At 72.6% G+C, this 18,063-nt stretch carries 16 protein-coding genes and 1 pseudogene; 13 read left to right on the top strand and 4 right to left on the bottom strand.

Going from position 1 to position 18,063, the window contains the following annotated elements; all coding sequences use genetic code 11:
• Positions 1-58 precede the first annotated feature (58 nt).
• Positions 59-940, bottom strand: coding sequence for a xanthine dehydrogenase family protein subunit M (locus KPL57_RS12275; RefSeq protein WP_226351690.1), 882 nt, complete (start codon positions 938-940; stop codon positions 59-61).
• Positions 937-3,321, bottom strand: a complete 2,385-nt coding sequence (locus tag KPL57_RS12270) for a xanthine dehydrogenase family protein molybdopterin-binding subunit (protein WP_226351689.1) — start codon at positions 3,319-3,321, stop codon at positions 937-939. The genes KPL57_RS12275 and KPL57_RS12270 overlap by 4 nt, the downstream gene beginning before the upstream one ends.
• A gap of 223 nt (positions 3,322-3,544) precedes the next feature.
• On the opposite strand from KPL57_RS12270, the gene KPL57_RS12265 reads away from it, so the two are divergent.
• The 7 genes from KPL57_RS12265 (at position 3,545) to KPL57_RS12235 (ending at position 10,692) form a co-directional block, all read left to right on the top strand.
• Positions 3,545-4,534 (top strand): LLM class flavin-dependent oxidoreductase, encoded by a 990-nt coding sequence (locus tag KPL57_RS12265; protein ID WP_226351688.1) that lies wholly within the window; start codon positions 3,545-3,547, stop codon positions 4,532-4,534.
• 6 nt (positions 4,535-4,540) lie between these two features.
• Positions 4,541-5,545 carry a glucose-6-phosphate dehydrogenase (coenzyme-F420) gene (gene fgd, locus KPL57_RS12260; protein ID WP_226351687.1) on the top strand — a complete coding sequence of 335 codons (1,005 nt, stop codon included), beginning with the start codon at positions 4,541-4,543 and terminating at the stop codon, positions 5,543-5,545.
• Positions 5,546-5,607: 62 nt separating this feature from the next.
• Positions 5,608-6,084: a nuclear transport factor 2 family protein gene (locus KPL57_RS12255; RefSeq protein ID WP_226351686.1), complete on the top strand. Its 477-nt coding sequence runs from the start codon at positions 5,608-5,610 to the stop codon at positions 6,082-6,084.
• Positions 6,085-6,125: 41 nt separating this feature from the next.
• Positions 6,126-6,959: an alpha/beta fold hydrolase gene (locus tag KPL57_RS12250; protein ID WP_226351685.1), complete on the top strand. Its 834-nt coding sequence runs from the start codon at positions 6,126-6,128 to the stop codon at positions 6,957-6,959.
• Complete coding sequence (locus KPL57_RS12245; protein ID WP_226351684.1) at positions 6,956-7,870, top strand: DUF1028 domain-containing protein; 915 nt, start codon at positions 6,956-6,958, stop codon at positions 7,868-7,870. The genes KPL57_RS12250 and KPL57_RS12245 overlap by 4 nt, the downstream gene beginning before the upstream one ends.
• On the top strand, positions 7,867-9,114 hold the full coding sequence (locus KPL57_RS12240; RefSeq protein WP_226351683.1) for a M20 family metallopeptidase: 1,248 nt from the start codon (positions 7,867-7,869) through the stop codon (positions 9,112-9,114). The genes KPL57_RS12245 and KPL57_RS12240 overlap by 4 nt, the downstream gene beginning before the upstream one ends.
• A gap of 18 nt (positions 9,115-9,132) precedes the next feature.
• Entirely contained in the window at positions 9,133-10,692 is a 1,560-nt protein-coding gene (locus tag KPL57_RS12235) for a CdaR family transcriptional regulator (protein WP_226351682.1), read from the top strand.
• 91 nt (positions 10,693-10,783) lie between these two features.
• On the opposite strand, the gene KPL57_RS12230 is transcribed toward KPL57_RS12235, so the two are convergent.
• Both KPL57_RS12230 and KPL57_RS12225 read right to left on the bottom strand, forming a co-directional pair.
• A complete protein-coding gene (locus tag KPL57_RS12230) occupies positions 10,784-11,560 on the bottom strand; it encodes a hypothetical protein (protein ID WP_226351681.1) in 777 nt (258 codons plus the stop codon).
• The gene (locus KPL57_RS12225) at positions 11,551-12,390 is read right to left on the bottom strand and encodes a hypothetical protein (RefSeq protein ID WP_226351680.1); all 840 of its coding nucleotides are present in this window, start codon (positions 12,388-12,390) and stop codon (positions 11,551-11,553) included. Before KPL57_RS12225 ends, KPL57_RS12230 begins: the two co-directional genes overlap by 10 nt.
• A gap of 80 nt (positions 12,391-12,470) precedes the next feature.
• Here KPL57_RS12225 and KPL57_RS12220 point away from each other — a divergent pair, with 80 nt between their 5' ends.
• From KPL57_RS12220 to KPL57_RS12195, 6 genes and pseudogenes are all read left to right on the top strand, one after another.
• Positions 12,471-13,175: a helix-turn-helix transcriptional regulator gene (locus tag KPL57_RS12220; protein WP_226351679.1), complete on the top strand. Its 705-nt coding sequence runs from the start codon at positions 12,471-12,473 to the stop codon at positions 13,173-13,175.
• 28 nt (positions 13,176-13,203) lie between these two features.
• A complete protein-coding gene (locus KPL57_RS12215; RefSeq protein WP_226351678.1) occupies positions 13,204-14,634 on the top strand; it encodes a substrate-binding protein in 1,431 nt (476 codons plus the stop codon).
• A 135-nt stretch (positions 14,635-14,769) separates the two neighbouring features.
• A pseudogene (locus KPL57_RS12210) lies at positions 14,770-16,305 on the top strand (amidase); the annotation flags it as partial.
• Positions 16,302-17,006 carry a nitrile hydratase subunit beta gene (nthB, locus tag KPL57_RS12205; RefSeq protein WP_226351677.1) on the top strand — a complete coding sequence of 235 codons (705 nt, stop codon included), beginning with the start codon at positions 16,302-16,304 and terminating at the stop codon, positions 17,004-17,006. The pseudogene KPL57_RS12210 and the gene nthB, both read left to right, overlap by 4 nt.
• Positions 17,003-17,641, top strand: coding sequence for a nitrile hydratase subunit alpha (gene nthA, locus KPL57_RS12200; protein WP_226351760.1), 639 nt, complete (start codon positions 17,003-17,005; stop codon positions 17,639-17,641). The genes nthB and nthA overlap by 4 nt, the downstream gene beginning before the upstream one ends.
• A complete protein-coding gene (locus tag KPL57_RS12195; protein WP_020625487.1) occupies positions 17,638-18,048 on the top strand; it encodes a nitrile hydratase accessory protein in 411 nt (136 codons plus the stop codon). The genes nthA and KPL57_RS12195 overlap by 4 nt, the downstream gene beginning before the upstream one ends.
• The last annotated feature ends 15 nt before the right edge of the window (positions 18,049-18,063 follow it).

Here is an 18,063-nt window from a genome sequence, read left to right as displayed (position 1 = left end):
GTCCCGGCGTCCCGGCGTCCCGGCGTCCCGGCGTCACGGTCGGTGTCGGTCGATGCGCTCATGCGGCGTGGCTCCTCGTGGTGTCGGCGAGCACGGTGGACAGGCAGCGCCGGGTCAGGACGCGGGCCAGGGTGCGGCGGTAGTCGGCGGGGGCGTGCACGTCGCCGGTGGGGTCGGTCGCCTCGACCGCGGCGTCGGCGGCCGCGCGCACGAGCTCCTCGGACGGCGCCCGCCCGACCAGCAGCCGTTCGGCGTCGTCGGCCCGCACCGGGGTCGGGCCGACCCCGCCGAGGACCAGCCGGACGTCGGCGACGGTGCCGTCGGCACCGATCCGGGCCGCGCCGAGCACCGAGGCCATCGCGAAGTCGCCGTGCCGGCGGGTGAACTCCTCGACGGCGGCGACGGTCCCCGGGGCCTGGGTGGGGACCCGGACCGCGGTGAGCACCTCGTCGGGCTCGACCGCGCTGAGCAGGAAGCCGAGGAAGAAGTCGGCAGCCGGGACCGTCCGCGTGCCGCGCGGGCCGGTGACGACGACCGTGGCGTCGAGCGCCCGCAGCACGGCGGGGACCTCCGCGGCGGGGTCGGCGTGGGCGACGGTGCCGCCGAAGGTGCCCCGGTTGCGGATGGTGACGTGCCCGACGTAGGACAGGGCCAGCGGCAGCAGGGGCACCGTGCTCCGGACGAGCGGTGAGATCTCGACGTCGCGGGTGCGGGTCATCGCCCCGATCTCGACGTGGTCGCCGCCGTCGCGGACGTAGGCGAGGTCGGCGCATCCGCCGAGGTCCACCAGGACGGTCGGCTGCGCCATCCGCATGGCGAGCAGCGGCACCAGGCTCTGGCCCCCGGCGAGGATCTTCGCGTCGCCGTCCTCCGCGGCGAGGATCTCGACGGCGTGCTCGACGCTGCGCGCCCGGACGTGGTCGAACGGTGCGGGCTTCACGACAGTTCCTCCGTGGGGGTGCCGGACTCGATGGCCGTCAGCAGCCGGGGCGGGGTCACCGGCAGCCGGGTCAGGCGCACGCCGAGGTCCTCCACGGCGTGTTCGACGGCGGCGACGATCGCCGACGCGGCGCCGATCGTCCCGGCCTCGCCCATCCCCTTGAACCCGCCGGGGATGTGGTCGGCGGTGGTGGTCATGTGCAGCGTCTCGAAGGGCGGGATCTCCGAGGCGGTGGGCAGCAGGTAGTCGATGAACGTGGTGGTCAGCGGCTGGCCCTCGGGGCTGTACACGATCTCCTCGTAGAGCGCGCCGCCGATGCCCTGCGCCGCGCCGCCGTGGATCTGGCCGTCGACGATCGTCGGGTTGATCACCGTGCCGCAGTCGTGGACCACCAGGTAGTCCAGCAGCGTCACCCGCCCGGTCTCGCGGTCGACCTCGGTCAGCACGGCGCTGGTCCCGTAGGAGAAGGCGACGTTCTCCGGGTCGAGGACGTCGCGTTCCTCCAGGGTGGGGTCCTCGCCGTCGGGCAGGGCGCCGTCGAGGCGGCGGTAGGCGGCGTCGCCGATCTCGCGCATGGTGAGCGACCGGCCGTCGGCGATGCCACGCACCGAGATCCGCCCGTCGGCGACCTCCAGGTCGTCGGGGGAGGCCTCCAGGATGTGCGCGGCGATGCGCAGGATCTTGTCCCGGAGCCTGCTGCTCGCCCGCAGCAGCGCGCCGCCGCCGAGCGCGGCGCCCCGGCTGGCGCCGGTGCCGTAGCCGGTGAAGGGGTTGGTCCGGGTGTCCCCGGACAGCACCGTCACCGAGGACAGGGGCACGCCGAGGGTGTCGGCGGCGACCTGGGCGAGAGCGGTCTCGATGCCCTGCCCCATCGCGGACAGCCCCGTGCGGACGGTGACCCCGCCCGCGGAGTCCATCCGGACGACCTCCTCGTCGAAGGAGCCGTGCTGCAACCCCGCCTGGTTCATGATCTTGGTCGGGCCCAGCGCGCTGATCTCGATGTGGAACGCGTACCCGATGCCGAGCGAGCGGCCCTCCTCGGCGGCCTGCTCGCGACGGGCGGCCCAGCCGCGTTCGGCGACCGCACGTTCGGCGGTGTCGAGGCACTCGGCGTAGTTGCCGCTGTCGTAGAAGAAGACCGGGCTGGGGTAGGGGAACGACTCGGGCGCGATCAGGTTGCGTCGCCGCACCTCGTTGGCGGGCAGGCCGAGGGTGTGCGCCAGCTTGTCGATGATCCGCTCGTGGGCGAAGTTCGCCTTGGGCTGCCCCCAGCCCCGGTAGGAGCCGTAGGGCGAGCGGTTCGTGACCACCCCGACGACCGTGCCCTCGACGTTGGGGATGTCGTAGGGGCCCGCCATCAGCGCCATGGACAGCCAGCAGGGCCCGATGCCCACGGTGGCGAGCGAGCCGCCGAGCACCGCGTACACCGTCCCGCGCATCCCGGTGATGGTGCCGTCGGCCTTCGCCGCGACCGACACCTCGATCCGCTGCTCGCGGGAGTGGGCGTTGGCGACGAAGCTCTCGAGCCGGTCCTCGATGATCTTCACCGGCCGGCCCGTCCGCTTCGACAGCAGCGCCGCGAGGACCTCCTCACCGTAGAAGTCGAACTTGTTGCCGAACCCGCCGCCGACGTCGGGGGTGATGACGCGGATGTGGTCGACGTCGAGCCCCAGGACCTCGCCGAGCAGGTCCCGGGTCAGGTTCGGGGACTGGGTGGACATCCAGCCCTCGAGGTGGCCGGTGAACGGGTCCCAGCTCATCACCGCCCCGCGGGTCTCCAGCGGGGTGCCCATCTGCCGTCCGTAGTGGAGGGTCTCGGAGACGACGACGTCGGCCTCGGCGAAGGCCGTCGCCGCGTCGCCCTTCGGGATCGTCTGGCGGCAGCTGATGTTGTCCGGCCACTGTTCGTAGAGCTTCGGCGCGCCCTCGGCGAGTGCCTCGTCGAGGGTCACCACCGGCTGCAGCTCCTCGTACTCGACCTCGATCAGGCCGAGCGCGTCCTCGGCGACGTACCGGTCGACGGCCGCCACGGCCGCGACCGGCTGGCCGACGTAGCGGACCTTGTCGACGGCGAGGGCGTACTGCTCGGTCATCAGCTGGTCGGGGATCATCCGCCAGACCACGGTCTGCGGCGTCGCGCAGGCGGCCGCGACGTCCTCACCGGTGAGCACGGCGAAGACGCCGGGCAGCTCCAGCGCGGCGGAGACGTCGATCGAGACGATCCGTGCGTGCGGGTGCGGGCTGCGCACCACGGCGGCCTCGAGCATGCCGGGGAGCACGACGTCGTCGACGAAACAGGACCGTCCGGTCAGGAGGCGGGGATCCTCCTTGCGGCGCACCCGGGAACCGATCAGCCCGGGTCGGTGATGCTGCTGGGTCACGGTGGGTCCTTCGGTGGGGGACGTCAGGTTGTGAGCCAGCGTCGTGCCGGTCACCTCCGGCGTCCATTGACAGATCGGCAGAACGAGGGGCTCCGATTCGTCGCTGTGACGATTGTCGACCGTCAGTCGCGACCCACAGACTCGTCGACGACCAGCGCCGAGACCGGCGGACCGCATCGCGACGTCCGCGGTCGAGATCGGCAGGACCGCACCGGAGGACCCCATGACCGACCCCGCGCCCATCGGCGTCTTCGTCGCCACCTCGACCCCGCCCGAGCAGATCCCCGCGATCGCCGCCGCGGCCGAGCGGCTCGGCTTCGGAGAGCTCTGGGTCGCGGAGGACTACTTCTGCTACGGCGGCTTCACCGGTGCCGCGCTCGCACTCACCGCCACCGAGCGGATCCGGGTGGGCGTCGGCATCGTCGCCTCGGTCGCCCGCCATCCGGCGGTCCTGGCGATGGAGACCGCCACGCTGGCCCGCGCCTTCCCCGGACGGTTCCTCCCCGGCATCGGCCACGGCGTGCCGTTCTGGACCGACCAGATGGGCGTCACCGCCCGGTCCCCGCTCGCCGCGCTGACCGAGTGCGTCGAGGGTGTGCGCGACCTCCTGGCCGGGCGGACCGTCGACCGGGAGGGCAAGCAGTTCACGTTCCGCCAGGTCACCGCGGCACATCCGGTCGACGGCGACGTCCCGATCCTGACCGGGGTGCTCGGCCCGAAGTCGCTCGCGCTGTCCGGCCGGATCGCCGACGGCACCGTGATGAGCGTGCTCGCCGGCACCGCCTACCTGGAGTCGGCGCTGGAGCACATCAAGGCCGGGATGGCGCGGTCGGGCCGCACGACGCACCTGGTCCCGACCTTCGCGCTGACCAGCGTCGGCACCGACCGGGAGAAGGCCAGGGCCGCGGTCCGTCCGGCCCTGGCCGCCTACATCACCGCCGTCGGCCCGCACAACCCGCTGACCGGCGCCTTCGGCTACAACGACACCATCGCCGAGCTGCTCACCGCCCATCCGGACACCCTCGCCGAGGAGCTTCCCGACGAGTGGATCGACACCCTCGCGGTCGCCGGCGACCCCGACGACGTCGCCCGCCGGATCACCGAGCTCCGTGCCGCCGGCGCCACCAGCGTGGTGCTCTCCCCGGTGGTCGCCGAGACCGCCGCGGAGGAGCTGGAGCTGGTCGCCTCCACCGTCCTGCCCCGGTTCGTCTGACCGGCGATGACACTCAGGATCGGCTACAAGGCCTCGGCGGAGCAGTTCGGCCCGCGTGACCTCGTCGAGAACGCCGTGCTCGCCGAGCGGGTCGGCCTCGACAGCGTCTGGGTCTCGGACCACTTCCTCCCCTGGCGCGACACCGGGGGGCACGCCCCGTCGGCACTGACCTGGATGGCGGCGGTGGGGGAGCGGACCGAGCGGGTCGTCATCGGCACCTCGGTGACCACCCCGACCTTCCGCTACAACCCCGCCGTGATGGCCCAGAGCTTCGCCTCGATGGCACTGCTGACCGGGGGACGGGTCGTCCTCGGTGCCGGCACCGGGGAGGCGCTGAACGAGGTCGCGGTCTCCGGCATGGAGTGGCCCGAGTTCAAGGAGCGGTTCGGTCGCCTGCGCGAGTCGGTACGACTGATGCGCGCCCTCTGGACGGAGCGCTCGGTCGACTTCGAGGGCGAGTACTACCGGCTGGCGGGCGCCAAGATCTACGACCGGCCGGCGACACCCGTGCCCGTCTACATCGCCGCCGGCGGCCCGATGGTGGCCCGCTACGCCGGACGCCAGGCCGACGGGATGATCTGCACCTCGGGCAAGGGCATGGAGCTCTACACCGACAAGCTCCTCCCGGCGGTCGAGGAGGGTGCCACCGGCGCCGGCCGCGATCCGTCCGGTATGGACCGCATGATCGAGATCAAGCTGTCCTACGACCGCGACCCGGCCGCCGCCCGCGACAACTGCCGGTTCTGGGCACCGCTGTCGCTCTCGGCGGAACAGAAGCACAGCGTCACCTCCGCCGAGGAGATGGAACGCCTCGCCGACGCGCTCCCGATCGACCAGGTCGCGCGCCGCTGGATCGTCGCCTCCGACCCGGACGAGGCACTCGCCGGCATCCGGCCCTACGTCGACGCCGGGATGACCCACCTGGTGTTCCACGGCCCCGGCCACGACCAGGAGCGCTTCCTCACCCAGTTCGCCGCCGACCTGTTGCCGCGGCTGCGCGAGCTGTCCTGACCCCCGCTCCCCGACGAGCCGCTCCCCGATGAGCGCTGACACCCCACGAGAAGGAGAGACCCATGACCGAGGTCAACAACCCCGACGACGTCGCGGCGATCCGCGCGGTGCACCAGTCCTGGCTGGAGTCCAACAACGGGCTGGTCCCGGAGAAGATGTACCCGAACTTCGCCAACCCCGGGTACCTCCAGTTCAACCTCAACGGCCACGAGTACAACGGGCCGGACGAGAAGTGGAAGCTCTGGGAGGGCCTGCACCAGATCGGCTTCAACCTCTCCGACATGACGATCGTCGAGGAGCCCAAGATCCACGTCGAGGGGAACCTGGGGTACCTCACGACGTACTGGAGCACGATCGTCACCGGGGAGAAGGAGAAGGGCACCGGGCTGATGGAGCCCGACCCCGAGCCGCTGGTGTTCCGCGTGACCGAGGTCTACCGGCGCGACGACGGCACGGGCAAGCCCGAGTGGAGGATCTGGCACTTCCACGCGTCGCCGGTCGCGGACCCGACCAGCCCGCGGTTCCCGCAGGACGCCTGACCCACCCCCACACCGACGACCACGTCGAGGAGAACCGCACGATGCCGTACGGAGAACGCCGGTACACCCGGGGGCCGGTGGGGGAGGTCTCCTACCTCCTCTGGGCGGGGGACAGGACCCGGACGGCCGTCCTCTACCTGCATCCCGTGAACACCGCGGCCGCGGTGTGGCGGGCCACGGTCGACGTCTCCGAGGTCGGGCCGGTGCGGGTCGCGGTCGACTACCGGGCGCACGGGCGGTCGGAGGAGGGCGGGTCCTACCTGCCCGCCGACTACGCCCGTGACGCGCTCGCGGCGATCGATGCCGAGGGCCTCGACCGCGTGCACGTGGTCTGCGGGTCGATCGGCGGAGCGGTCGCGGTCGAGCTGGCCGCGGCCGTCCCCGGCCGGGTCGCGAGCATCGTCGCGTTCGGTGCCACGCTGCACCTGGGCTGGTCCGACGACGTGCTCGACGACACCGAGAAGGACCTGCGGGCGCTCGGCGTCCGCGGGTGGTTCGACGCGCACGGTGCGGAGATCCTCGGCCCGGCCGCCCGGGCGGACGCCGCGGCCGAGCTGACCGGCCTGGCCGCAGGTGGTCGCGACGGCGACCGGAACCTCGACACCGTGGTGACGGTGCTGCGCACCACCTTCGGCGCCGCTGACGCCCGGGCCACCGCGGCCGGTCTCACCGACCGTCCCCCGGCGCGGGTCGTCGTCGGGACCCACGACCCGACCTGCCCGCCGGAGATGGCCCGGGAGCTCGCCGCCGCGCTCGGCGGCGACCGGGGCGTGGTCGACGTCGAGACCGTCCCCGACATCGGGCACCTGCCGATGCTGGAGGACCCCCGGGGAGTCGCCGAGTCGGTCCGCCGCTTCCAGGAGGAGCTGCGGTGACCTACTCGATCGTGGCCCGCGACCCGGCCACCGGACAGCTCGGGGTCGGGTGCGAGTCGCACTTCTTCGCGCCCGGTGCCGGGGTCACCCGGGCGGACCCCGGTGTCGGTGCCATCGCCACCCAGGCCTTCGTCGACGGGCGCTACGCCGGCGCCGGGATGGCCGCGCTCGCCGAGGGACGCCCCGCGGCCGAGGTGCTCGACGAGCTCGTGGCGGCCGACCCGCACCCGCAGGTCCGGCAGGTCGCCCTGGTCGGACGGTCCGGGGACGCGGCGAGCCGGACCGGCGGATCGTGCATCGGGTTCTGCGGCGGGATCGTCGAGGGGCCGGTCGCGGTCCAGGGCAACATGCTCGCCTCCGACCGGGTCCTCCCCGAGATGCTCGCGGCCTACCGGTCGGCCCCCGGTGATCTCGCCGAGCGCCTGATGGTCGCGATGGAGGCGGCCGAGGCGGCCGGCGGCGACGTGCGGGGCAGCCAGGGCGCCTCGCTGGTCGTCGTCGACGGCGAACCGGTCTCCGACCCCTGGAACCACCGGCCCGTCGACCTGCGCGTCGACGACCACCCCGACCCGGTCGGCGAGCTGCGCCGGCTGCTCGGGCAGCGCCGCGCGTTCGACGCGGTGTCCTCCACCATGTTCGCCCCCGGCCTGATGGTCGGCCCGTACCACGAGCCGTCCCCGGGCGACCGCGACCGGGCGCTCGCCCGGCTCGACGCCGCCGCGCGGGTGATGGTCGGCAACCCGGAGGCCGACTTCTGGGCGGCGGTCCTGCTGGCCCGGTCCGGTGACCGGTCCGCGGCCCGCGAGCGGCTGGCCGGGCCGCTGCGGCAGAACCCACGCCTGCGCGGGTTCCTCGGCCGGATGGCCGAGGCCGGCTTCCTGGACCACGGCGAGATCGAGGAGCTGCTGTGACGACGGTCCCCACACCGACGACGCGGCGGATCCGGGCCGCGGTCGACGTCGACGACGTCGTCGGGCTCACCCGCGATCTCGTCCGGATCCGCTCGGAGAACCCGCCCGGCGGTGAGACCGAGGTGGTGTCCCACCTGCAGCAGGTCTTCGACGGCCTCGGCATGCGGGGCGAGGTCGTCGAGCCCGCCCCGGGCCGGCAGAGCCTGGTGGTGGGCACCGGCGACGCCGAACGCTCCGGCAAACCGGTGCTGCTGGTCAACGGTCACCTGGACACCGTCCCCGTCCGGCCGGAGGCGTGGCGGCACGACCCGTTCGGCGGGGCCGTGCACCACGGCAGGCTCTACGGCCGCGGATCGGCCGACATGAAGGGCGGTGTCGCCGCCGCGGTCGTCGCCCTGCGCACCTGCCGCGAGCTACCGTGCGAGGTGGTCTTCCACCTGGTCGCCGACGAGGAGCTGGGCGGCCGGCTCGGGACCGCGGCGCTGGTGGAGCGTGGTCTGGTCCGGGCGGACGCCTGCCTGGACCCCGAGCCGACCGGCATGCGGCTGTGCCTGGCCGAGCGCGGTCTGCTGTTCGCCCGGATCCTCACCCGCGGCGTCCCGGCGCACGGCAGCGAACCCTCCCGTGGCCGGAGCGCGATCATCTCCGCCGCCGGGATCGCGCAGGTGCTGCACGACAACGTCTACCCCCAGACCCCGCACCCGCTGCTGGGGACCACGACGTGCAACGTCGGTGCCATCCGCGGCGGATCGGGTCCGAACGTGGTGCCCGAGGAGTGCGAGCTGCGCATCGACCGGCGGATGCTGCCCGGCGACACCGTCGACGGCGCGCTCGCCGGGATCGTCGACCGCATCTCGTCACTGGGGCTCACCCGGGGGGCCGACTACGAGATCGAGGTCGAGACGTTCTGCGAGGCCTCGGAGATCGACGGGGACCATCCGTTCGTCTCCGAGGTCGCCGAGGCGACGAGCGCGATGACCGGGCGACCGGCCGAGCGGACCGGGCTGCCGTTCACCACCGACGCCCGGTTCATGCGCAACCAGCTCGGGATCCTGTCGGTCGTGCTGGGGCCGGGCGAGCTCGCCGTCGCCCACACCGTCGACGAGTACGTCGAGGTGGACGCCCTGGTCGAGGCGGTCGGCGTGTACGCGCTGGTCTACAGCAGCTTTACGGGCACGAAACGGCTGCGTGACACTGGGCTCGACCGGCGCCACCACACTGACGTGGGGGGAACGATCCGGTGAGCTGAGCGGAGGGCATCGATGGCGGTCTCCGGAGGCGGTCCCGCACTGGGGCTGGAGAACCTGCTCGGGGTGCTCGGCGGCGATTTCGTCGAGGTCGTGCACGCCCCGCTGGGTGTCACCATCCCGGTCAGCGCGATCGTCATCGCCGACACCGTGATCGTCGAGCGCATCGAGCGCGGCGACCTCGTGCTGGGCATCGGGGTCCATCCGGCGTCGCCCGAGGCCGAGGCGGCGATCGACGGTGCCGACCCGGGGATCGTGTTCGCCTACAAGGTGGACAGCGACGCCGAACGGGCCGCGCTGCGGGCGCTCGCCGAGCGACACGGCGCGACCGTGCTCGCGGTGTCGCCGGAGATGTCGTGGAACCAGCTGCACGCGCTGGCCCGGACCGCGGTGTCCGCCGCGGTCGCGACGGTCCCGGACCAGCGCGGCGTGCCGTTCGGGGACCTGTTCGCCCTCGCGAACTCCGCGGCCGCCGCGCTGGAGGGCCCGGTGATCGTCGACGACGAGCGGATGGAGGTCGTCGCGTTCTCCAGCCTGGGCGACCCGATCGACGAGATCCGGCAGCAGTCCATCCTGCAGCGCCGTCCGCCCCGGGAGTTCCTCCTGGTGACGGCGATCCGGGCGGGCAGCGACATCCTCGGCTACGTGTGGGTCGCGGAGTCCAAGCGCGAGCTCGACCAGCACTCCGAGGACCTGCTCGCCGAGATCGCCCGGCTGGCCGCGGTGCAGATGCTGCGTTCGCGCATCAGCGAGGACCTCGACCGTCGGGTCCGCGGCGACCTGCTGCGCAGCGCCCTCGACGGACGGGGCGACACCGCGGTGCTGGAGTCCCGGTTGGGGATCGGGACCAGCCGGTTCCGGCTGCTCGCCTTCGCCACGGACGCCCAGGGCGGCCGGGCGGCCGGTGGGCTGGCCGAGCTGCGCCCGCTGGAGGACCTGGTGGCCCTGCGGGTCGAGGCGTCCCGCCGCCGGGGCGTGGCGACGTCGCGGCAGGGCCGGGTCTACGCCGTCCTCCCCTCCGACGACGGGCCCGACAGCGACGTCGCCGCGCTCGCCGAGCAGATCGTCGGCCAGGCGGGCCGGCAGCTGCACCTCGACGTCCGCGCCGCCGTGAGCGGTGAGTTCCCGCGGCTCGACGAGCTGGGGGAGACCCGGTGCGAGGTGGAGCGGCTGCTCAACACCCCGCTGCTCGACGACTCCCGGCGGGTGGTGTCGTTCGACGACTCGGTCGCCCACGCCGTGCTGTCGGAGCTCACCGAGGTGATGCTGCAGCGTCCGCGCCTGCTGCAGGGCGGGGTCGCCGCGATGGTCGTCAGCGACCGCGACCGCGGGACGGAGTTCCTGCCCAGCCTGCGCGCCTACTTCGACGCCTGCGGTGACCTGACCGCCGCCGCCAAGACCCTGTTCGTGCACCGCAACACCCTCAAGTACCGGCTGACCCGCATCCGCGACGCGTTCGGTGTCGACGTCGACGACCCGGCGCAGCGGCTGGTCGCCGAGCTCCAGACCTCGGTCTTCGCGCAGCGCCCCGAGCTGCGGGCCGCGCTGCCCGCGGTGGCCTCGGTGCCGGACTGACCGGCCGGCACCGAGCCCTGCACCGAGCCCTGCACCGAGGCCGGGGCCGTCGGCGCCGCGGGAGTGCGCGGCGCCGACGACCCGTCCGTGCTCAGGCCCCGGTGGCCCTGGCCTCCTCCAGGACGGCGTCGGCGTAGGCCGCGCTGTCCTGGGCGTGCTCGGCACAGATCGGCCGGTGCCCGGCCGACGGGTCCCGGTCCATCTCGACCGCGACGTAGAACCGCTCGCAGACGTGACAGCGCACGTGGACCGACCAGGCGTCGACGACCTCGTCGCGGGGATCGTGCGGGCGCCGCAGCAGCGCCTGACGGGATCCGCGCAGCCACATGCCGGCGACCTGCACGAGCAGCGAGACACCGAAGGCCAGCGGCAGCGCCCACGTGCCTGCCCACGACGACGCGGGCAGGAAGGTGAGGAGCGCGAAGCCGACGACGCTGCCCGCCGACCAGGCACCGACACCGACCGGGTCGAACCGGGCGACCCGTCCGGGCCGCCACTCGGGGTCGGCGTCGTCACCGAGCCGACCGGCGAGCAGGAAGGCCAGCGCGCAGGCCGTCCAGGTGACGGTGAGCACGGCCTGGTAGCGCAGCGCGACCAGGATGAAGTCGAAGACGTTGCTGAGCATGACCGCGAAGACGATCACCCCGACCAGGACGCCCCACCCGGCCCGAGGGAGTCGGACGCGCGACAGCCGCGCCACGAACCCCTCGAGGTTGGTGACGGCGAGGTAGAAGTTCATCGTGTTGATCCGGGTCTGGCTCACCCACACGAACAGCAGGCCTACGAACCCCATCAGCCCGACGATGCCGAGCACCCCGGAGGTCTCGCTGAGCGCGCCGTCGGTCGGGATGGTCAGGGCTACGAACACCCGACGACGCCGTTGACCAGGATCGTGAAGAAGTAGAACATCGGACCGAACGTCACCACGCGGTGGAACCGCACGTCGCCGTCCCCGACCCTGGCGAACCGGGCGAAGTCCCAGGCCGCGAGGAGCAGCACGAAGTCGGCCAGGTAGGTGGTGAACGCCCACCACCAGCCGGGGCCGCTCACGGCCAGTTCGCGGGGCCCCGAGTCCGCCCAGGACCCGTCGAACCCGAACTCCAGGCCGGCCCACACGACGGCGACGACGAGCCCCACCAGGTAGAGCGGGAACAGCCACCCGTTGAACCGGTCGAGGAACACACGCGCGGCACCGAGGATCAACGGGACGCTGTAGAGGACGACGACGGCGTACCAGAGCACGACCGGACCGCCGAAGTACGCCTGCAGGGCCACCGCGATGACCGAGCCCCCGAAGCACGCGAAGTAGACGGCCGTCACGGCCACCAGCAACGGGGTGATCACCGAGCCGCGCGAGCCGAACAGGGCGCGGGAGAACAGGTTCGCGGTGAGCCCGGTCCGCGCCGCGTACCCGACGAACAGCCAGGAGATCGCGGAGTAGACCAGCGCCGCGAGCACCATGCCGATGATGGCGTCCACCGTGCCCACGGTCAGCGCGACCAGGGCTCCGAGGATCAGCCAGAACATCGCGCTGGCGAGTGCCCACCAGACGCTCGCCAGCGACCAGCGGCTCATCCGCCACGACAGCGGCGTCGCGTGCAGGGTGTAGTCCTCGGTGGCCGCCGCGGCGACGACCACCGGGTCGTCGGTCGAGGAGAGTTCCAGCTCGGGGACGGGGCGGTTCCTTGCCTGTGACATCGGTTCTCCGCGGGTGTCGGGTCGTCGGAGGGTCGGTGCGACGACGCAGGCAACAGTGGCGGCGGGAACGGCGGTCCGGCATGCACGGTGCGGAGAAGCTGGCGGTCCTCGGCTGTGCGGTACGACCAGGTGCGGGTCGGTCAGGCGAACACCTGCACGGGCAGGCGGTCCATGAACGCCTCGTCCCGCGACAGCTGCCCGCCGCGGACCTCGATGATGTCCATCCCGTCATGGTGATCGGCTCGATGCCGCTGTCTCGGGGGCGGATGTCGACCCCCCACAGGCAGGCCTGTGCGTCGGCACCGGCGATGCGGCGGTCGCTGAGCCACCTGCACGCGGTCTCGGTGGCCGTGGGCACAGCACCGCGACACGGGCACGCGTCGCGGAGCGGTTCACGCTACTATCCTGACGTGTCATCAGATCATGACGCTTCGGGCGGCGGCGGCAAGGAAGCGGGCCTCGCCTTCGACGCGCTCGCCGATCCCGTCCGCCGGGAGATCCTCACGGTGCTCGCCGAGCAGGAGGAGTGCAGCGCCGGAGACCTCGCCGAGCGCATCACCTCCGTCGGGCGCACCGCGGTGTCCACCCACCTGCGGGTGCTGCGCGTCGCGGGGCTGGTCACCGAGCGCCGCTCGGGCCGGTTCCGCTACTACGCGATCGATCCGCACGGCGCGGCGGCCGACGTGATCGCCCTGCTGCGGGCCTTGTTCCAGTCGACCCTCGACGAGGTGGGGGCGGCGGTGGAGGATCAGGGCATGACGTATCGGGCCGACGCGACCGGATGACCGGCGTGTCGTCACATCGGCGCTGACCGTGGGGTCGATCGCGCTCGCGGTCGAGAGGTTCGCCGCCGCGGCCCCGACGGTGGTCTTCGACCGGTTCGGCACCGAGGGCGCCGGCTGGCTGTTCGACGCGGTCTGCGACCGGGTCGCCGTCGGTGCCCCGGTCGCGCTGCGCGCACCGATCGCCGGCGGGCCCCCGGTGGACGTGCTGGGCCGGATCAGCGACCTGCGTGTCTCCCGGGCCATCACCATCACCCACGACCAGCCCTGGCGGGGCCGCATCCGGCTGCGGTTCGACGACGCGCCCGGTGGGACCCGCGTCCGGCTCGACGCCGAGATCGACCGCCGTGGGCTGGAGTGGCTGATGCGCCGCCGCGGCCATCCGCTGCCCGACGGCCCCGCCGACGGACCGCGGATCGGGGTGATCACCAGCCGTTCCGGGTCGGGCAGCCTGTTCGCCTCGGCCGTGGGGAACGTGGCCGCGCTCGCCGTCGAGGAGATCGACGCCTCGGGCGGGATCGGGGGGCGACCGCTGGAGCTGCTGGAGGCCGACGACGCCACCGACCCCGGCACCGGGGCCCTGGAGGCGATGCGGCTGGTCCGGGCCGGCTGCCGCACGATCTTCCTGATGACGACCTCGGCGACCTACCACGCCGTCTCGGCCGCCCTGTCCGGGCAGGACGTGCTGGTCGTGCACACCAACATGAACGAGGGCGGCGGGGAGTCCCGTCTGCGGATCCGGCTGGGGGAGCGGCCGGCCACCCAGCTCGCGACGGCGGCCCGTCCGGTCATGCGCGCGGCCGGCGGCCGGCGCTGGTTCCTCGCGGGCAACGACTACGTGTGGCCACGCTCGGTCAACGCCGTCGCCCGCGAGATCCTCCCCGGCCAGGGGGCGGTGCTGGTCGGCGAGGGGTACGCACCCCTCGGCGGCGGGGACGTCACCCCGCTCGTCGAGCGGATCGCCGCGTCCGGTGCCGACGTCGTGCTGAGCACCTTCGTCGGCGCCGACGCCGCGGCCTTCGAGCGCCGGTGCCACGCGTTGGGGCTGCGGGACCGCACGGTGAGCCTGGGCCCCGCCATGGACGAGGCGACCCTCGAACGGATCGGGCCGGCCGCGGCCGAGGGGATCCACGGGGTGTCCGGCTACTTCCAGCACCTGCAGACCGAGCGCAACGGGACGCTCCTGGAGCGGTACCGGCAGCGGTTCGGTCGGTGGGCGCCGCCGTTGTCGTCGCTGTCGGAGTCGATGTTCGAGGCGATCCACGTGTGGGCCGCGGCGGCCCGGCAGGTCCGCTCGACCGACCCGGTGGCCGTCGCCGACGAGATCCGGCGCGGCCGCTACGACCTGCCCCGCGGGACCCTGGACCTGCACGGCGAGCACCACGTCGACCAGCCGCTGTACCTGGCGGAGGCCCGCGGCACGACCTTCGGCTCGATGGACGACGGCCCCGCGCACCCCTGACCACGCCGTGTTGCCGGCGTGGGTCGCCGTGTTTCCGGATCTTGTCAATGTGTCTGCAAGCGTTGACACGATGAGGGGTCGGTCCTAGGTTTCTCGCATCCCCCGACGTGAGGAGCACCACCCCGATGGCGATACCCCCCTCCCGATGCCGCCCGGCTGGCGGCGTTGAACGAGCATTACGCGTTCGGCCTGTCCGAGGCCGAGCTGGCCGAGTTCGGTCCGGCGGTCGCGGCGACGCTGGCTGCGTCCGATCGTGTCGAGGAGCTGTACACCGCGAGTGCGCCGGCCGCCCCGGAGCGGGTGTGGTCGGAGCCTGCGGACAACCCTCTCGGTGGTTGGTATGTGACGACGTCGGTGCCGGGTGCTGCTGAGGGTCTGTTGGCTGGGCGCACGGTGGCGCTGAAGGACAACATCTGTCTGGCCGGGGTGCCGATGACCAATGGGTCGGCGACGGTCGAGGGTTTCGTCCCGTCGCGGGATGCGACGGTGGCGACCCGGCTGCTGGCGGCGGGGGCGACGATCACCGGGAAGTCGGTGTGTGAGGACCTGTGTTTCTCGGGTGCGAGTTTCACCTCGCGGCCGTGGCCGGTGCGCAATCCGTGGGACACCGGCCGTAATGCCGGTGGTTCGTCGAGTGGGAGCGCGGCACTGGTGGCCTCGGGTGCGGTGGATCTGGCCGTGGGTGGGGATCAGGGTGGTTCGATCCGGATCCCGAGTGCGTTCTGCGGGACGGTGGGGCACAAGCCCACTCACGGGCTGGTCCCCTACACCGGGGCGTTCCCGATCGAGGCCACGATCGATCACCTCGGGCCGATCACCCGCACGGTGTCCGACGCCGCGCTGATGCTGACGGTCCTGGCGGGTGTCGACGGGTTCGATGCCCGTCAGCCCACTGTCCTGGACCCGGTCGACTACCTCGCCGCACTGGAGCAGTCGGCCGCCGGCCTGCGGGTCGGGATCGTGGTCGAGGGTTTCGGTCGCCCGGAGAGCGACCCGGCCGTCGACGAGGCCGTGCGTGCCGCGGTCGGCGCTCTGGCCGGGGCCGGGTTGGTGGCGGAGGAGGTGTCGATCCCGTGGCATCTGGACGGGATGGCGGTGTGGAACGTCATCGCGACCGAGGGTGCGGCCTACCAGATGGTCGACGGTAACGCCTACGGCATGAACTATCCGGGTCTCTACGATCCGGAGCTGATCGCGCACTACCACCGTCAGCGCCTCGCCCGGGGGGCGGAGTTGTCCAAGACGGTCAAGCTGGTCGGGCTCTCGGGCGGCTACACCTTCGGCCACGGCGGCGGCGTCTACTACGGCATGGCCCGCAACCTCGCGTTCGAGCTGCGTGCGGCCTACGACCAGGCGTTGAGTGGTTGTGACGTGCTGGTCATGCCGACCCTGCCCTACACCGCGCCGGAGCTGATCGGGCTCGATGCCGGGTTGGACACCTACCTGCCGACCGCGTTGGGGATGGTCGGCAACTGTGCCCCGTTCGACGTGTCCGGTCACCCCGCCGTCTCGGTGCCGGCCGGGCTGGTCGACGGGCTCCCGGTCGGTCTGATGATCGTCGGCCGGCGTTTCGACGACGCGACCGTCCTTCGGGTCGCGCACACCTTCGAGCAGGCCGTCGGCGGCTTCCCCGCCCCACCGGCCCTCGCCACAGTAGGAGGACAGCAGTGAACGGAGTCTTCGACCTCGGCGGGACCGACGGTCTCGGACCGGTCGAGAACGACCACATGAGCGAGCCCGTGTTCCGCGCCGAGTGGGAGAAGCGGGTCTTCCCCATGTTCGCCCAGAGCGCGCGTGCCGGACTCTTCAACGTGGACCAGTTCCGCCACGGCATCGAGAAGATGGACCCGGCGGAGTACCTGCTCTCGAACTACTACGAGCACTGGATGCACACGATCGAGCACTACGCCGAGGTCGCGGGCATCCTCGACCCGGCCGATCTCGAGAAGCGCACCCAGTACTATCTGGAGAACCCGGACGCGCCGCTGCCCGAGCGCGAGACCGACCCCGAGATCGTCGAGTTCGTCGACTGGGCGGTCACGAACGGGTTCCCCGCCAACCGCGAGTCCGACAAGGAGGCCCGGTTCTCCGTCGGCGACGAGGTCGTCATCGGGAACGAGAGCCCGTACGGACACACCCGCCGCGCTCGCTACATCCGCGGGCACCGAGGCGTGATCACCGCGGCGCACGGCACCTTCCTCTACCCCGACACCGCCGGCAACGGCCTCGGTGACTGCCCCGAGCACCTCTACACCGTCAAGTTCACGGCCGCCGAGCTGTGGGGTCCCGAGGCCGCGGACCCCAACGGCGTCAACTACTTCGACGTGTGGGAGCCCTACCTCACCCCCGTCCCCGCCGCCCAGGGAGCCTGACCCATGACCGCGAACCCCACCGACACCCCGCTCCGCACCAGGAGGAGATCGCCGCACGGGTCAAGGCCCTGGAGTCGGTCCTCATCGAGAAGGGTGTCGTGACCACGAAGGCGGTCGACCGCCTCGTCGAGGTCTACGAGAACGAGGTCGGTCCGCAGCTCGGCGCGAAGGTCGTCGCGAAGGCCTGGACCGATCCGGAGTTCAAGGCGCGTCTGCTCGCCGACGCCTCCGAGGCCTGCCGCGAGCTGGGCATCGGCGGCCTGCAGGGCGAGGAGATGGTCGTCGTCGAGAACACCGACACCGTCCAGCACGTCATCGTCTGCACCCTGTGCTCCTGCTACCCGTGGCCGGTCCTGGGCCTGCCGCCGAACTGGTACAAGGCGCCGCCGTTCCGGGCGCGCATCGTCCGCGAGCCCCGCAAGGTCCTCGCCGAGGACTTCGGCTACCCCCTGCCGGACTCGGTCGAGATCCGCGTCTGGGACTCCAGCTCCGAGCTGCGCTACTGGGTGCTCCCGCAGCGCCCGGCCGGCAGCGAGCACCTGTCGGAGGAGCAGCTCGCCGCGCTCGTCACCCGGGACTCGATGATCGGGGTCGGAGCGCCGAAGCCCGTGGTCACCGAGGCGGCCGGGGCATGAGCGAGGGGGTGCGCACCGACGCCACCGAGCTGGGCGACGCCCGCCGGCGGATCGAGAAGCTGGTGTGCGACATGCCCGGCGCCGACAAGCCGTTCTCCGAGCCGTGGGAGGTGCGGGCCTTCGCGATGGCCGTCGCCGCATACCACGAGGGCCACTACGAGTGGAGCGAGTTCCAGCTCTCGCTGATCGACTCCATCCGCTCGTGGGAGAAGGGCGACGGCGGCGAGCCGTGGAGCTACTACCTGCACTGGCTGGAGGCGCTGGAGACCACCCTGGCCTCCAGCGGCGCCCTGTCGGACTCCCTCGCCCTCGACGAGCGGACCCGCCAGGTCCTGTCCACCCCGCGCAACGCCAACCACCACGAGGCGCGGCGCGAGCCGGTCGCGATCTCGCCGGCGACGCGCTGAACCCGGTCGCCGGCC

Source organism: Pseudonocardia sp. ICBG601, assembly GCF_020496245.1.
Note: the sequence above shows the minus strand (reverse complement) of the source record. Positions and strands in the feature narration are given on the sequence as shown.

Bases quoted from the DNA above. Each gene is read 5' to 3' on its own strand.
- KPL57_RS12265 (WP_226351688.1), top strand. From the start codon at position 3,545: ATGACCGACCCCGCGCCCATCGGCGTCTTCGTCGCCACCTCGACCCCG.
- fgd (WP_226351687.1), top strand. From the start codon at position 4,541: ATGACACTCAGGATCGGCTACAAGGCCTCGGCGGAGCAGTTCGGCCCG.
- KPL57_RS12255 (WP_226351686.1), top strand. From the start codon at position 5,608: ATGACCGAGGTCAACAACCCCGACGACGTCGCGGCGATCCGCGCGGTG.
- KPL57_RS12250 (WP_226351685.1), top strand. From the start codon at position 6,126: ATGCCGTACGGAGAACGCCGGTACACCCGGGGGCCGGTGGGGGAGGTC.
- KPL57_RS12235 (WP_226351682.1), top strand. From the start codon at position 9,133: ATGGCGGTCTCCGGAGGCGGTCCCGCACTGGGGCTGGAGAACCTGCTC.
- KPL57_RS12225 (WP_226351680.1), bottom strand. From the start codon at position 12,390: ATGTCACAGGCAAGGAACCGCCCCGTCCCCGAGCTGGAACTCTCCTCG.
- KPL57_RS12220 (WP_226351679.1), top strand. From the start codon at position 12,471: ATGCACGGTGCGGAGAAGCTGGCGGTCCTCGGCTGTGCGGTACGACCA.
- KPL57_RS12195 (WP_020625487.1), top strand. From the start codon at position 17,638: ATGAGCGAGGGGGTGCGCACCGACGCCACCGAGCTGGGCGACGCCCGC.